The organism is Seonamhaeicola maritimus, from assembly GCF_008056315.1.
GTDB classification, from domain to species: Bacteria; Bacteroidota; Bacteroidia; order Flavobacteriales; family Flavobacteriaceae; genus Seonamhaeicola; species Seonamhaeicola maritimus.
Map to the genome: position 1 here is coordinate 401,218 of NZ_VRKQ01000010.1, position 14,254 is coordinate 415,471.

At 33.7% G+C, this 14,254-nt stretch carries 14 protein-coding genes; 10 read left to right on the plus strand and 4 right to left on the minus strand.

Going from position 1 to position 14,254, the window contains the following annotated elements; all coding sequences use genetic code 11:
* Positions 1-11 precede the first annotated feature (11 nt).
* Together FUA22_RS09945 and FUA22_RS09950 are read right to left on the minus strand one after the other, a co-directional pair.
* Positions 12-2,027, minus strand: a complete 2,016-nt coding sequence (locus tag FUA22_RS09945) for a fumarate reductase/succinate dehydrogenase flavoprotein subunit (protein ID WP_147767857.1) — start codon at positions 2,025-2,027, stop codon at positions 12-14.
* Positions 2,028-2,037: 10 nt separating this feature from the next.
* The gene (locus FUA22_RS09950; protein ID WP_147767859.1) at positions 2,038-2,712 is read right to left on the minus strand and encodes a succinate dehydrogenase cytochrome b subunit; all 675 of its coding nucleotides are present in this window, start codon (positions 2,710-2,712) and stop codon (positions 2,038-2,040) included.
* 381 nt (positions 2,713-3,093) lie between these two features.
* Between FUA22_RS09950 and FUA22_RS09955 the strand changes: the two genes are divergently transcribed.
* Entirely contained in the window at positions 3,094-4,386 is a 1,293-nt protein-coding gene (locus tag FUA22_RS09955; protein ID WP_147767861.1) for an aminopeptidase P family protein, read from the plus strand.
* 59 nt (positions 4,387-4,445) lie between these two features.
* Here the strand turns inward: FUA22_RS09955 and FUA22_RS09960 are convergent, their stop codons facing one another.
* Entirely contained in the window at positions 4,446-5,768 is a 1,323-nt protein-coding gene (locus FUA22_RS09960; protein ID WP_147767863.1) for an aspartate kinase, read from the minus strand.
* Between the two features lie 142 nt (positions 5,769-5,910).
* On the opposite strand from FUA22_RS09960, the gene FUA22_RS09965 reads away from it, so the two are divergent.
* The 4 genes from FUA22_RS09965 to FUA22_RS09980 all read left to right on the plus strand — a co-directional run bounded on the left by FUA22_RS09965 (position 5,911) and on the right by FUA22_RS09980 (position 8,050).
* On the plus strand, positions 5,911-6,567 hold the full coding sequence (locus FUA22_RS09965) for a hypothetical protein (protein ID WP_147767865.1): 657 nt from the start codon (positions 5,911-5,913) through the stop codon (positions 6,565-6,567).
* A gap of 45 nt (positions 6,568-6,612) precedes the next feature.
* On the plus strand, positions 6,613-7,392 hold the full coding sequence (locus FUA22_RS09970) for an alpha/beta fold hydrolase (RefSeq protein WP_147767867.1): 780 nt from the start codon (positions 6,613-6,615) through the stop codon (positions 7,390-7,392).
* Positions 7,393-7,449: 57 nt separating this feature from the next.
* Positions 7,450-7,716: a hypothetical protein gene (locus tag FUA22_RS09975; protein WP_147767869.1), complete on the plus strand. Its 267-nt coding sequence runs from the start codon at positions 7,450-7,452 to the stop codon at positions 7,714-7,716.
* Between the two features lie 82 nt (positions 7,717-7,798).
* Complete coding sequence (locus FUA22_RS09980) at positions 7,799-8,050, plus strand: hypothetical protein (RefSeq protein ID WP_147767871.1); 252 nt, start codon at positions 7,799-7,801, stop codon at positions 8,048-8,050.
* Here the strand turns inward: FUA22_RS09980 and thiL are convergent.
* The gene (gene thiL, locus FUA22_RS09985) at positions 8,040-9,086 is read right to left on the minus strand and encodes a thiamine-phosphate kinase (RefSeq protein ID WP_147767873.1); all 1,047 of its coding nucleotides are present in this window, start codon (positions 9,084-9,086) and stop codon (positions 8,040-8,042) included. The genes FUA22_RS09980 and thiL overlap by 11 nt on opposite strands.
* Positions 9,087-9,254: 168 nt before the next feature.
* Between thiL and FUA22_RS09990 the strand changes: the two genes are divergently transcribed.
* From FUA22_RS09990 to FUA22_RS10010, 5 genes are all read left to right on the plus strand, one after another.
* Positions 9,255-10,631 carry a choice-of-anchor B family protein gene (locus tag FUA22_RS09990; RefSeq protein ID WP_147767875.1) on the plus strand — a complete coding sequence of 459 codons (1,377 nt, stop codon included), beginning with the start codon at positions 9,255-9,257 and terminating at the stop codon, positions 10,629-10,631.
* 13 nt (positions 10,632-10,644) lie between these two features.
* On the plus strand, positions 10,645-11,979 hold the full coding sequence (locus FUA22_RS09995; RefSeq protein ID WP_147767877.1) for a hypothetical protein: 1,335 nt from the start codon (positions 10,645-10,647) through the stop codon (positions 11,977-11,979).
* Between the two features lie 5 nt (positions 11,980-11,984).
* On the plus strand, positions 11,985-12,746 hold the full coding sequence (locus FUA22_RS10000) for an MbnP family protein (RefSeq protein WP_147767879.1): 762 nt from the start codon (positions 11,985-11,987) through the stop codon (positions 12,744-12,746).
* A gap of 3 nt (positions 12,747-12,749) precedes the next feature.
* Positions 12,750-13,817, plus strand: a complete 1,068-nt coding sequence (locus tag FUA22_RS10005) for a cytochrome-c peroxidase (protein WP_147767881.1) — start codon at positions 12,750-12,752, stop codon at positions 13,815-13,817.
* A gap of 106 nt (positions 13,818-13,923) precedes the next feature.
* On the plus strand, positions 13,924-14,253 hold the full coding sequence (locus FUA22_RS10010; RefSeq protein ID WP_147767883.1) for a HesB/IscA family protein: 330 nt from the start codon (positions 13,924-13,926) through the stop codon (positions 14,251-14,253).
* Position 14,254: the final 1 nt, after the last annotated feature.

The window sequence follows — 14,254 nt, forward strand, 5'->3', positions numbered from 1 at the left end:
ACATAACTTTCTTATTTGTATGAACGTTGTTTTAATTCAATGTCTTTAAATTCTAATTCTTCTTTATGAAGGACTGCATCTGCAGGTTCTCCTTTAAATTCCCAAGCGGCAACAAAAGCAAAATCCTTATCATTACGTTTTGCTTCTCCTTTTTGCTCACCAGATTCTTCAACAGATTCTTCTCTAAAGTGACCACCACAAGACTCTTCTCTCATTAAGGCATCTTTAGCAAACAATTCTCCTAACTCTAAGAAATCTGCAACTCTACCTGCTTTTTCCAATTCAGGGTTCATCTCGTTAGCAATACCTGGAACTTTCACATCTTTCCAGAACTCTTCACGAATAGCTTTAATTTCAGCCATGGCTTCTTTTAAACCTTTCTCATTACGTGCCATTCCTACTTTATCCCACATCACTTTACCTAAACGTTTGTGGAAATGATCTACAGACTTGGTTCCATTATTATTCATAAAGAAATCTATCTGACTTTTCACAGCTTTTTCAGCCTCTTCAAACTCAGGTGTATCTGTTGGAATAGCACCAGTTCTAATTTCATCAGATAAATAATCTCCAATGGTGTATGGTAACACAAAATATCCATCTGCAAGTCCTTGCATTAAGGCAGATGCTCCCAATCTGTTGGCTCCGTGATCAGAGAAATTAGCTTCTCCAATACAGTACAACCCAGGAACAGTAGTCATCAAGTTATAATCTACCCAAACACCTCCCATAGTGTAGTGCGTTGCAGGATAAATCATCATAGGCGTTTTGTATGGATTCTCATCAACAATCTTCTCATACATTTGGAATAAGTTTCCGTATTTGGCCTCAACAATAGCTTGACCTAAATCGTAAACTTTGTCTGCAGAAGGATTATCAATACCTTGAATTTTAGCTTGCTCTTTTCCATATCTTTCAATCGCCGCAGCAAAATCTAAATAAACCGCTTCACCAGTAGCATTAACCCCGTAACCTGCATCACAACGCTCTTTTGCAGCTCTAGATGCCACATCACGAGGTACTAGGTTACCAAAAGCAGGATAACGTCTTTCTAAATAGTAATCTCTATCTTCTTCAGCTAAATCAGTAGGCTTTAATTTTCCTTGCTGAATTGCCTTAGCATCTTCAATATTTTTTGGAACCCAAATACGACCATCATTACGAAGTGACTCAGACATCAAGGTTAACTTAGACTGATAATCCCCTGAACGTGGAATACAAGTTGGGTGAATTTGTGTATAACAAGGGTTTGCAAAAAATGCTCCTTTCTTATGAATTTTCCAAGCAGCGGTTGCATTAGACCCCATGGCATTGGTTGATAAGAAATATACATTTCCGTAACCACCAGAACCAATTACTACTGCGTGAGCTGAATGACGTTCAATTTCACCAGTAATTAAGTTTCTAGTAATAATACCTCTTGCTTTTCCATCAACAACAACTACATCTAACATTTCGTGGCGATTGTACATTTGTATTTTACCACGAGCAATTTGACGGTTCATTGCAGAATAAGCGCCTAATAATAATTGCTGACCCGTTTGTCCTTTAGCATAAAACGTTCTTGATACTAGAACCCCACCAAAAGAACGGTTGTCTAACAACCCACCATAATCACGAGCAAAAGGAACACCTTGTGCCACACATTGATCTATGATATTTCCAGAAACTTCAGCTAAACGATGTACGTTAGCCTCACGAGAACGATAATCACCTCCCTTAACAGTATCATAAAACAATCTGTAAGTTGAGTCACCATCACCCATGTAATTTTTTGCTGCATTGATACCTCCTTGAGCCGCAATAGAATGCGCACGTCTAGGTGAATCTTGATAAGCAAAAGCCTTTACATTATATCCTAATTCTGCTAATGTTGCAGCAGCAGAACCACCAGCTAAACCTGTACCAACAACTATAACATCAATATTACGTTTGTTAGCAGGGTTTACTAAATCTATTTTATCTTTATAAGTAGTCCACTTATCTTTAATTGGACCCTTTGGTACTTTTGAATCTAAAACACTCATATTCTAAAAATTAATGGTGATTAAAATGATGATAAACAGCCACTATAATAAATCCTAATGGGATAATTATAGAATAAACTTTTCCAAAAGTTTGCAACGCTTTCTTTCTACCTGCTGTAGAACCCATTGACTGAAACGCCGATGTAAATCCGTGAAGCAAGTGTAATGCAAGTAATATAAATGCAATTACATAGGCTCCCACTCTGGCAGGACTTAAAAATTTATGCTGTAATTCATGAAAGTATCTAAACTCACCATCATGCATTCCAGACATATCACCTTGAATGTATTTTACATTGATCTCAGGAATCCAGAAATCAATAAAATGTAATACCAGAAACGCTAGTATTACCAATCCACTATAAATCATGTTTCTACTCATCCAAGTAGAGTTTGCAGCTCCATTATTTTTAGCATAAGATACACCAATAGCTTTTCTGTTCCTCAACTCTAAAACAAACCCCATTACAAAGTGAAAAACCACCCCGAATAATAATACTGGCTGCATTGCAAATTGTACAGCTGGATTTGTCCCCATGAAGTGAGACAGCTCATTGAATAAATCTTCACTAAAAATTGAAGTAAGGTTAACTGCTAAATGAATGATTAAGAAAAACATTAGGAAGAATGCTGAAAGCGCCATGGCTACTTTTCTTCCAATTGAAGATTTGAAAAATCCGCTCATTTTTTTGAAGTTAATTTATGAAAGGCAAAGGTAGGTTAGGTGGACATTTTAGACAAATAACAAATGTCATGTTTTGTTATTTAGAATGAATTTAAAGAAAACCTATCAAAATGAAAACTTTATATTATTCAATACTATTCTTTGCCATTACATAAAGAAACTAAGTATTTATTATGATGATTATATAAAGCTTCTAATGAAATTCCTTTATCTCATCATAGTCATCTATCAAAGAATATTTAATTTTTTCTCTATTATAACCAAAAATAAACCTTACTCTATTCAACCTGTTTTACTAATTCGCCAAACTCTAATTTATCTCGATTCGCACTTAAAAATTTATTAATTATTTGCTACTTTTAACCGATAAATTTAAATAAAATGAAATACTCTCAAATAAATAGCAAACTTTTTATTAACAATAGAAAGAATTTTGCTTCTAAAATGAAACCAAACAGTTTAGCTGTTTTTAACTCAAACGACATATACCCAATCAGTGCTGATAGTACCTTGCCTTTTCAACAACATAGAGACATTTTTTTCTTATCAGGCGTAGATCAAGAGGAAAGTATATTGGTTTTATTCCCGGATTGTCCTAAAGAAAAACATAGAGAAATCTTATTCTTAAGAGAAACCAATGAACATATAGCTGTTTGGGAAGGTGAAAAACTTACCAAAGAAAAAGCATTTGAAGTTAGCGGCATAAAAACCGTTTATTGGCTACAGGACATGGAAAAAATTATGTTTGAAATCATGACACAATGTGATACAGTTTACATTAACACCAATGAACACTACCGCTCTAATGTTGATGTTGAAACCAGAGAGGATAGGTTTACAAATTGGCTGAAAGAAAAATACCCAGCACATTCAGTAGCAAAAAGCAATCCTATTTTACAAAGACTTCGTTCTGTAAAAAACCCAATAGAGATAGAACTCATACAGCATGCCTGTAATTTAACTGAAAAAGGATTTCGTAGAGTTTTGAGTTTTGTAAAACCAGGCGTTATGGAATACGAAATTGAAGCTGAATACATCCATGAATTTATAAGAAACAGATCTAAGGGGTTTGCTTATACACCTATTGTGGCTTCTGGCAATAATGCCAATGTATTACACTATATTGAAAATAATCAACAATGTAATGCTGGCGAATTAATTTTAATGGATGTTGGAGCTGAATACGCTAATTATTCTAGTGACATGACCAGAACTATTCCTGTATCAGGTAAATTTAATGAGCGACAAAGAGCTGTTTATAATGCGGTGAATAGGGTAAAAAAAGAAGCTACTAAAATGTTAGTCCCCGGAACACTTTGGGAAGAATATCATATTGAAGTAGGTAAAATAATGACTTCCGAATTATTAGGTTTGGGCCTATTGGATAAAGCTGATGTTCAAAATGAAAATCCTGAATGGCCGGCATATAAGAAATATCTAATGCATGGAACAAGTCACCATATGGGGTTAGACACACATGATTATGGCATCTTAACAGAACCTATGCAAGCCAATATGGTTTTTACAGTTGAACCCGGCATTTATATTCCTGATGAAGGTTTCGGCATTAGGTTAGAGGATGATGTTGTTATTCAAGAAAAGGGAGAACCTTTCAATTTAATGAAAAACATTCCTATTGAAGCTGATGAAATTGAGGATATTATGAATTCATAAAAAGGAAAAGGGTCGCTTGTCACGACCCTTTTTTATTGCTAAAACTTTTGACCTTAATTTTAAAGAGTGACTAATTCAAATAAATATGCGTTTAGTTTTTGCAATGTGTCTATTTTATTTTCAGTATCAATTAGTAGTGAAATGTTATTTCTACTTCCACCATAAGAAATCATCCTAATTTTTACATCTTTTAAAATTTGGAATAGTTTAAAAGTGCCTTCATGATTTACAATAGAATGACCTACTAAACATACAATACTCTGGTTTTTATCTACTTCAATTGTGGCAATAGATTCTAATTCAGATACAATTTTATCAAGATTTTTATCATCATCAATAGTCAATGAAACCGCTACTTCAGAAGTGGTAATCATATCTATAGGAGTCTCATGAACTTCAAAGATTTCGAATACTTTTCTTAAAAAGCCGTGTGCTTGAAGCATTCTACCAGACTTGATTTTAATTGCGGTAATATTATCTTTAGCTGCAATGGCTTTTATACCATTTTCAACATGATTACTACTAATTAATGTCCCAGGCTTAGGAGGGTTCATAGTATTTTTCAACCTCACCGGAATACCATCTGCTCTTACTGGTAATACCGTCTGTGGGTGTAAAATTTTAGCACCAAAATAGGCTAACTCCGCTGCCTCATCAAAGGATAAATTTGATATAGGCTGCGTACCTTCAACAAATCTAGGATCGTTATTATGCATCCCATCAATATCTGTCCAAATCTGAACTTCCTCTGCTTTAATGACCGCTCCAACAATAGTTGCTGTGTAATCACTACCTCCACGTTGTAAATTAGAAACCGCTCCTTCATCATCCAAACAAATAAAACCTTGAGTAATATAAATTTCAGCCTCTGGAGTGCATTTTAAAACATTATTTAAACGCTCCCTTATATAATCTAAATCCGGTTCTTTAATAGCGTCAATTTTCATAAAATCTAATGCTTGCAACAACTGAGAATTTATACCTTCTTGTTGTAAATACGCATTAAACATAAAGGTTGAAAGCAATTCTCCTTGAGCTAATATTTGATTTTCTAAATTCAAGGAAAATGACTGATTAGCAGATTCTAACAAATAGTTAAAGCGCTCAGATAAATAAGTACCTACTTGAGCTTTCAGCCCTTCATCAACCAACAATTCATTTACAACTTCAACATATTTTTTATATAAATCCTCTATTTCTAATTTAGCCTCCTCTATATTATTGCTTTCAATTTTTGAAGCAATACTCACCAATGAATTAGTAGTACCAGACATAGCGGAAAGTACTACTATTTTTTTATCTCCATCATTAATAATGGATTTAACATTATTAATGCTTTCAATAGACCCAACAGAAGTACCTCCAAACTTTAAAACTTTCATATATTTTCTTAATTCTAATAGGCATTATCACCTATTCACATCATTATCATCAATTTGAGGTGCAAAAGTAAAATTCGATTATTCATTCAAACTATTTTTATAAAAAAAAGTTTACTTTTACACATATTGTTAAATAATTAACATGAAGACCGTATCTAACTGTGTAGAAGACATATTAATCACACAACCGTACCTAGAGGAGGCATTATCAAGAAACATTATTAACTACAGTGCCTTAGCCGTTGAACTTACTGAACCTATTAGCAAAATGCTAAAAAAGGATGTGAAACCAGGAGCCATTATGATGGCTTTAAGAAGATATAATCCGCCACCAACGCTAGGGAATTCAATTAAAATGAAACGTGTTATCCAAAATTTGGGAGACATCACTGTACGTTCAAATCTGACCGATTTTACAGTTAGGAACTCAGATACTTTAATTGATAATCACGCCAAAATTTTAGCAAGAATTAACCAAGAAAATAAGTTGTTTTACACCTTTACTAGAGGGATTCATGAAAGTAATATTATAATCTCCAGTAGCCTTAAAGAATTCGTTCAGGAAAATTTAATAAATGAAACTTTTCTGGCGGTTCAAGGAGGCCTCTCAGCCATTAGTATCAATTTGCCTCAAGACAACTCAAAAATTGCTGGTTTATATTATCATTTTTTCAAGCGATTAGCATGGGAAGGTATTGTTTTATACGAAGTGCTTTCTACTACAAATGAGTTTACCATTTTGGTGGAAGACGAATATGTTGATAAAGCTTTTACAGCTATAAAAAGAGTGAAATCTTAGTAAATTTGGGTAATCCATTTTACCTTTGTGGCTTACTTTAAATCTATGATTTTAGAACACAAAGGCATCAATGTTTTTTATACAGATGAAGGCAAAGGAAAAACGGTAGTTTTACTTCACGGATTTTTAGAGAGTTCAAAAATATGGTCTCCTTTTCTAACCCAACTTTCGAAAAAAAACAGAATTATTTGTATAGACCTATTAGGTCATGGCAAAACAGAATGTTTAGGGTATATCCATTCTATGGAATTAATGGCAGAAGCTGTTGAAGCTGTCTTAAAACATTTAAGGATTAGAAAGTCTATTCTAATTGGGCACTCTATGGGTGGTTATGTTGCTCTGGCTTTTGCTGAAAAAAACCCGGATAATATAAAAGGTTTATGTTTGATGAATTCAACTGCGAGTGCTGATACTCACGAAAAGAAAATAAATAGAGATAGAGGTATAGAAGCTGTTAAACAAAATCATAAAACCTTTATTAGAATTGCCATCGCTAACCTCTTTACTCCAAAAAACCAATCTCTCTTTTCAAAAGAAATAGATGCACTTGTAAAAGAATGTCTAAAAACACCACTTCAAGGAATTGTTGCCGCTTTGGAGGGCATGAAAATTAGAGAAGATAGAGAGGTGCTCCTTCATTTTTCGCCTTATAAAAAAATGATGATTATAGGAAAAAATGATCCTGCTCTTCCCTACAATACTTTAAAATCTCAAACAGAAAACACAGAAGTAAATGTTGTAGAATTTAGTGGCGGCCACATGTCTTATATAGAAAATAAACATATTTTCTTACAAAATATATTGCATTTCATCGAATTTATATAACTTTTAATCGTTATTTATACTTTTTTTCGTACGTTTACAGTACCAAATCTATGAGTTATGAAAAATTCTACTAGAAAACCTGCGTTTATTCCTAGCATCTATTGCTCGCTTTTTGGTCATGATTACGAAATTTCCAAAAAAGTTACCAAGCATGTAAAAGAATATACTTGTTGTCACTGTAAAAAAGAGCTAACTACAAACAGCAATGGAAATTTAATTGAACTTACTCCAAAGTTTAAAGAAATAAATAACATTTTGGAACGCATTCATGAATCTAGAATGCGCCGTTTAAAGAGGAAATCATTCGCTTCATCGATTTGTTAATCAGTTAACAAAACTTTTATCGATTTTTTTATACATTTAATCTCTTGCCTCTCAAAGTATTAAATTAATAGCGAAAAGTTTTATGAAGTACATTCACTGCAAAGTATTCGGACATGATTTTTACATCTCTCGTCATGTTACAAATTTTGTAAAAGAATACACTTGTAATAATTGTAAAAAGGAATTCACTACCGACAGTAGCGGAAATATTACAGCCCTCACCCCTAAATTCAAGGAAATAAATCAAGTATTAGGTAACATCCACAATAGGCGCATTACAAAAGCTCGGAAAAAATTAAATTCAGACTTAAACTTATTGGCATTTAAGCATTAAAATTTTTCCACCCTTGTGCCTGAATTGGAATTTTAGTTTCTGCCCTTGTAACTAAATGAATTCCATCCTGGGGTTCTCTAATATATCCAATAACGGATAAACTAGGGTTTGCTTTTATTTTCGGGAAATCTTTTTGAGAAATGGTAAAAAGCAACTCGTAATCTTCACCACCATTTAAAGCAACCGTTGTACTATCAATATTAAATTCTTCGCAAGCTGAAATAACTTGAGGGTCTAACGGAATTTTATTCTCATATAAATCGCACCCAACCTTACTTTGTTTACAAATATGAATGATTTCAGAAGAAAGCCCATCACTAACGTCAATCATTGAGGTTGGCTTCACATCCAAATTTTTCAATAATTTAACCACATCTTTTCTTGCCTCTGGCTTTAACTGACGCTCAACAACATATGAGTAGGGCTCTAAATCAGGCTGATTATTAGGGTTCACTTTATAAACTTCTTTTTCCCTTTCCAAAACCTGCAAACCCAAATAGGCACCTCCAAGGTCTCCAGTTACAACCAATAAATCATTTGGTTTTGCTCCATTTCTATAAACTTCATTATCTTCTTCAACCTCACCAATAGCCGTAACAGAAATTAACAATCCTGTATTTGAAGAGGTGGTATCTCCACCAACAACATCAATATTATAAACTTTAGAGGCTGTCATAATACCTGCATATAAATCCTCCAAAGCTTCCAAAGGAAATCTATTTGAAACTCCAATTGATACGGTGATTTGTGTAGCATTTGCATTCATTGCATATACATCAGATAAGTTCACAACAACAGCCTTATATCCCAAATGTTTTAATGGCATGTAACTTAAATCGAAATGCACACCTTCGACAAGTAGATCTGTAGTAACTACAATTTTGTTCTTTTTAAAATCTAAAACGGCTGCATCATCACCAATGCCCTTAACCGTTGAGGATTGCTTAATTTCAAAATTCTTTGTTAAATGATCAATCAATCCAAACTCCCCTAAATCACTTAATTGAGTCCGCTGTTTGTTTTTATCTTCTATCATGCTGCAAAAATAAGAAGCTATTTTATAAACTCACTATACTGATTGCAAAACATGCACACAAAAACCTAAATAATACTTTTAACTTGTTTTTATCGTTAAAATAATTAAGTTCTAAAGGTTAGTTGATAATATTCTTCTAAATTTGATAGAAAAGAAAAAATTGCATCTATGAAACTTTTCCTAAATAAAATTCTTTATTTAATTCTATTTTCTATAGCATTCACTCCATTATTACAATCATGCAATACAGAACCTGTTGAAATACCTCCACAAAATGTAGATACGGACAATGATGGTGTTTTAGACCAAAACGACAATTGTATATCTATCTCAAATCCAGATCAAAATGATGATGACGGGGATGGTATAGGTAATGCCTGTGATGAAGACTACGCCGACCCCAACTTGCCATTAGCATATTGCGAAAACGGTTTTGCCGACATTTATCCATGTAATGATTATGACTTGATGGCACATATACCACTTAGTATTTTTAATGCCTCTTCTGGTAATGATTCTTGGGGCTGGACAGATCCGGCAACTGAAAAGGAGTATGCTTTAATGGGGCTTGATAATGGCGTAGCCTTTGTTGATATATCAATTCCTAATTCGCCTATTTTCCTAGGAAAACTTGCAACTGCTACCATTTCAAGTCCTTGGAGAGATATAAAAGTTTATAATAATTATGCCTTTATAGTTGCAGATAATGTGGTTGGTGAAGATAGCCACGGTATGCAGGTTTTTGACTTAAGCAGACTAAGAAACATATCAAATCCGCCAGAAAACTTTACAGAAGACATACGTTTCACAGGTATTGGTCGGGCACATAATATAGTCATTAATGAACAAAGTGGCTATGCCTATATAGTAGGAGGTAATAGAAATAATATTTATTCAGGCGGACCTGTTTTTATAAATATTCAAAACCCTACTACTCCGGTTATTGAGGGAGGTTTTGCAGCTGGCGGCTATTCCCATGATGCACAAGTAGTAACATATAATGGACCTGACAGTGATTATACTGGTAGAGAAATCCTTATTGGAAGTAATGAAAATGAAGTAGTTATAGCGGATGTTACTGAAAAGTCAAATCCTGTAGTTATTTCAACAATAACATACAACAACGTTAGGTATGCTCACCAAGGTTGGTTTACCTCAGATATGAAATATTTTATTCTGGGAGATGAATTAGATGAATTTAGGATAGGGATTAATACCAAGACCATAGTTTTTGATTTTTCAGATTTGGACAACCCCATATTCCATTTTAATTATTTCGGTTCATCCGCAGCTATAGATCATAATGGCTATATCAAAGACAATTTGTACTATTTTGCGAATTACAGAGCAGGAATAAAAATCTTAGACATATCTGGCATTCAAAACAAATCGTTTTCAGAAATAGGATTCTTTGACACCTATCCTGAAAATGATGCGCCAGAATTTGATGGAGCTTGGAATGTTTACCCTTATTTTCCTAGTGGAAATATTATTATAAGTGACATGAATAACGGTCTTTTTATAGTAAAAAAAAATAATTTATAATCAACTATACTTTATGTTGATTCGCCCCAAAACATATTTAGCCCTATTTGCTTTACTTATTTTTAGTTGCTCGGAAAATAGTGTTTCAGAAAAAGATTCAGAAATTTTAGAAATAGATTTTGTAAAAACATTTGGCGGCTCTAAAAACGAAAGCGGTCGCTCATTGATCAAAACTTCAGACGGAGGGTACGCTATTCTAGGCTATACGCAAAGTGCCGATGGTGATATCTCAGGTAAAACAGATGAATCTTTTGATTTTTTACTACTCAAATTCAATCAAAGCCACGCCATAGAATGGCAAAAAACCTATGGAGGAAGTAATGATGATAGAGGTAGTAGCATAATTCAAACCTCAGATAGCGGCTTTGTAATTTTAGGCTCTAGCAAAAGTAATGATGGCAATGTTACCACCAATAATGGCTTTAATGATTTTTGGGTTTTAAAAACAGATGATTCCGGTAACATTGCTTGGGAAAAATCATTTGGTTTTTCAGGAGCAGATGACGGCATATCAATCATCGAAACGGCCGACAACGGATTTCTTCTTATAGGGGTTTTAGATGTATCTGCATCAGGAGGACAAGGAAATAGTAAATCTTATTCTTATAAAAGACATGCTGGTGGTGATTATTGGGCTATTAAACTCAATTCAACTGGAAAGCAGGAATGGACCAGATATTTTGGAGGCTCTTTTACAGACACCCCTTTTGATGTTGTTCAGACCAATGATAACGGATACATTCTTATTGGTTCTTCGGATAGCGATGATGTAGATATCAAAACCAATAAAGGCTCTTATGACTTTTGGGTTATCAAGATTTCAGAAACTGGCGCACTTATTTGGGAAAAATCTTTTGGAGGTTCTCAAACCGATGAAGCTAGAGCCATTACTAAAACTAATGATGGCAATTACCTAATAGTTGGAGACACCAGAAGCAATGATATTGATGTTTCCGCTAATAATGGAGCGGCCGATTTTTGGGTAATAAAAATTTCTCCTGACGGTAATTTGATTTGGGAAAAAACCTTTGGAGGAAGTAGTTTTGATGCATCTCGTTCTGTTTCAAAAACTCAAGATGGTGGTTTTATTATATGCGGAAGCTCAAGAAGTGCTAATAAGAACCTTACCAATAATAATGGACAAAATGATGCATGGGTGATTAAAATTGATAGTAGCAGTAAAATAGAATGGCAAAAAAGTATAGGTGGATCAGATATTGATCTTGCCTACGATGCTATTGAACTTAATGACAAATCTGTTATAATTGTTGGAGAATCGAGTAGTTCGGATATCGATATTCTGGAAAACAAAGGGTTTTCAGATGTTTTAATTATTAAAACAAAATAATTGTAGTGAAAAAAATCATCTCCATCCTACTCCTTTTTTCATTGTTTGCATGTGGTACAGATGATAAAATCAACACGGTTAATTTTAGTTTTAACTTTAGCCATAATTGGGATGAAACACCTGTTAGCAATGAAGATTTTAACTCCATAAAATTCACCAATGCTAACAATGATCAATTAAGTATTGAACGATTACGTTATTTAATCTCAGATATCAAATTTGAAAATTCTAATGGTGAAAGCATTATTATTGAAGGTTATAATTTGATAGATGTTACAAACAATCAAAACTTAAGTTTTGCACCTTCGGTATCTATTCGAAAAGGCACATATTCAAATGTCTCTTTCATTTTTGGTTTTAAAAATGAGAAAAATATTGATGGGGCATATCCAGATTTAAACGCGACTTCATGGAATGTCCCTGCTATGTTAGGTGGTGGTTATCATTATATGCAATTAGACGGTAAATTTCTAAATAGTTCTAATACTGAACAAGGGTACAACTATCATGCTATTAGAGCTGCAGATAACCCGGGTATGAACCCAACCTTTCCGCAAGACACCTTTTTTGAAGTGCATTTAGGAAACGTAACTATTTCAAATGATGCTATATTTAATATTGAAATGAACATTGCCGAATGGTTTAAAAATCCGCATACTTGGGATTTAAATGTACTTAACCAAATGTTAATGCCAAATTCTAACGCACAAATATTAATGTATGATAACGGGCAAAACGTATTTAGTTTAGAATCTATAAATCAGTAATGTTTGAAAAAATTAAACTTACATATTTGCCTATTAACTCTATTCATTATTGCTTCATGCACCAATGAAAAGGTAGATATATTTAGTTCAACTCCAAGCCCGTTACAAATACCGCAGCTATTTGAAGACAAAATTTTAAATCCGGTTATTCCAATTGACAACCCTCAAACAGAAGAAGGTATAGAATTGGGAAAAAAGTTATTCTTTGACCCTATTTTATCCGCCGATAACACACAGGCCTGTGCCGATTGTCATGCTCCAGAAAATGCTTTTACCGACACAGACCGATTTAGCGATGGAATAAGCGGTGCTTTAGGAACTCGTAATTCCATGCCTATATTCAATTTAGCTTGGAATTATGACGAAAAATTCTTTTGGGATGGGAATTCTTTTAGCTTAGAACATCAAGCTTTTATTCCGGTTACAGACCCTATAGAAATGGCAAGCACCTGGAAAGATGTTGAACAAAAACTTCAAAACCATTCTGAATATCCCAACTTGTTTCAATTAGCATTTGGCACTGCAACAATTGACTCATCTTTAGTTACTAAGGCTATTGCTCAATTTGAACGCACCTTGATATCCTCTAATTCAAAATTTGATAAATATCTTTTAAATGAAATCTCTTTAACTCCAGAAGAATTTAATGGTTTCAATGTTTTTATGGATGAAAACAAAGGCGATTGCTTCCATTGTCATGGTAGTGAAAACAATCCATTATGGACTGACAATTTGTTTCACAATAATGGATTAGACTCTCAATTCTCAGATTTAGGATTTGGAGCAATTACAGGAGACCCTGCTGATAATGGCAAATTCAAATCTCCTTCACTTCGTAATTTAGTTTTTACCGCACCATACATGCACGATGGTAGGTTTAGCACTTTAGATGAAGTAATTAATCATTATAGCGAAGGTCTTCAAAACTCCCCAACAATAGATCCTTTAATGAAAAAAGTAGCGCAAGGAGGTGTACAATTAAGTGAACAAGATAAGGCAGATTTAAAGTCTTTTCTATTATCACTTTCAGATTATGAATTCATCAATAATCCTGCTTTTAAAAACCAATAACTAAAAACTATAAAACCATATATTAATATAATGTTAGGTTATCTTGTAATCCATGACTTATATTGTATATTTGCACTCTATTTAGAGTCAATCTAATTAAAAACAAATGATTAAAGTTTCAGAAACAGCTAAGAAAAAAGTAATTGAGCTTATGACCGAAGATGGTTATAATGCGTCTACAGATTTTGTTCGCGTTGGTGTGAAAAGTGGTGGTTGCTCAGGGTTGTCATATGATTTGAAATTTGACAAGGAACAACAAGATGGCGACAAGTTATTTGAAGACAATGGCGTGAAAATCATTGTTGACAAAAAAAGCTTTTTGTATTTAATTGGTACTACTTTGGAATATTCCGGCGGACTTAACGGAACTGGGTTTGTATTCAACAACCCAAATGCCAACAGAACCTGTGGTTGTGGCGAATCATTTTCATTATAAA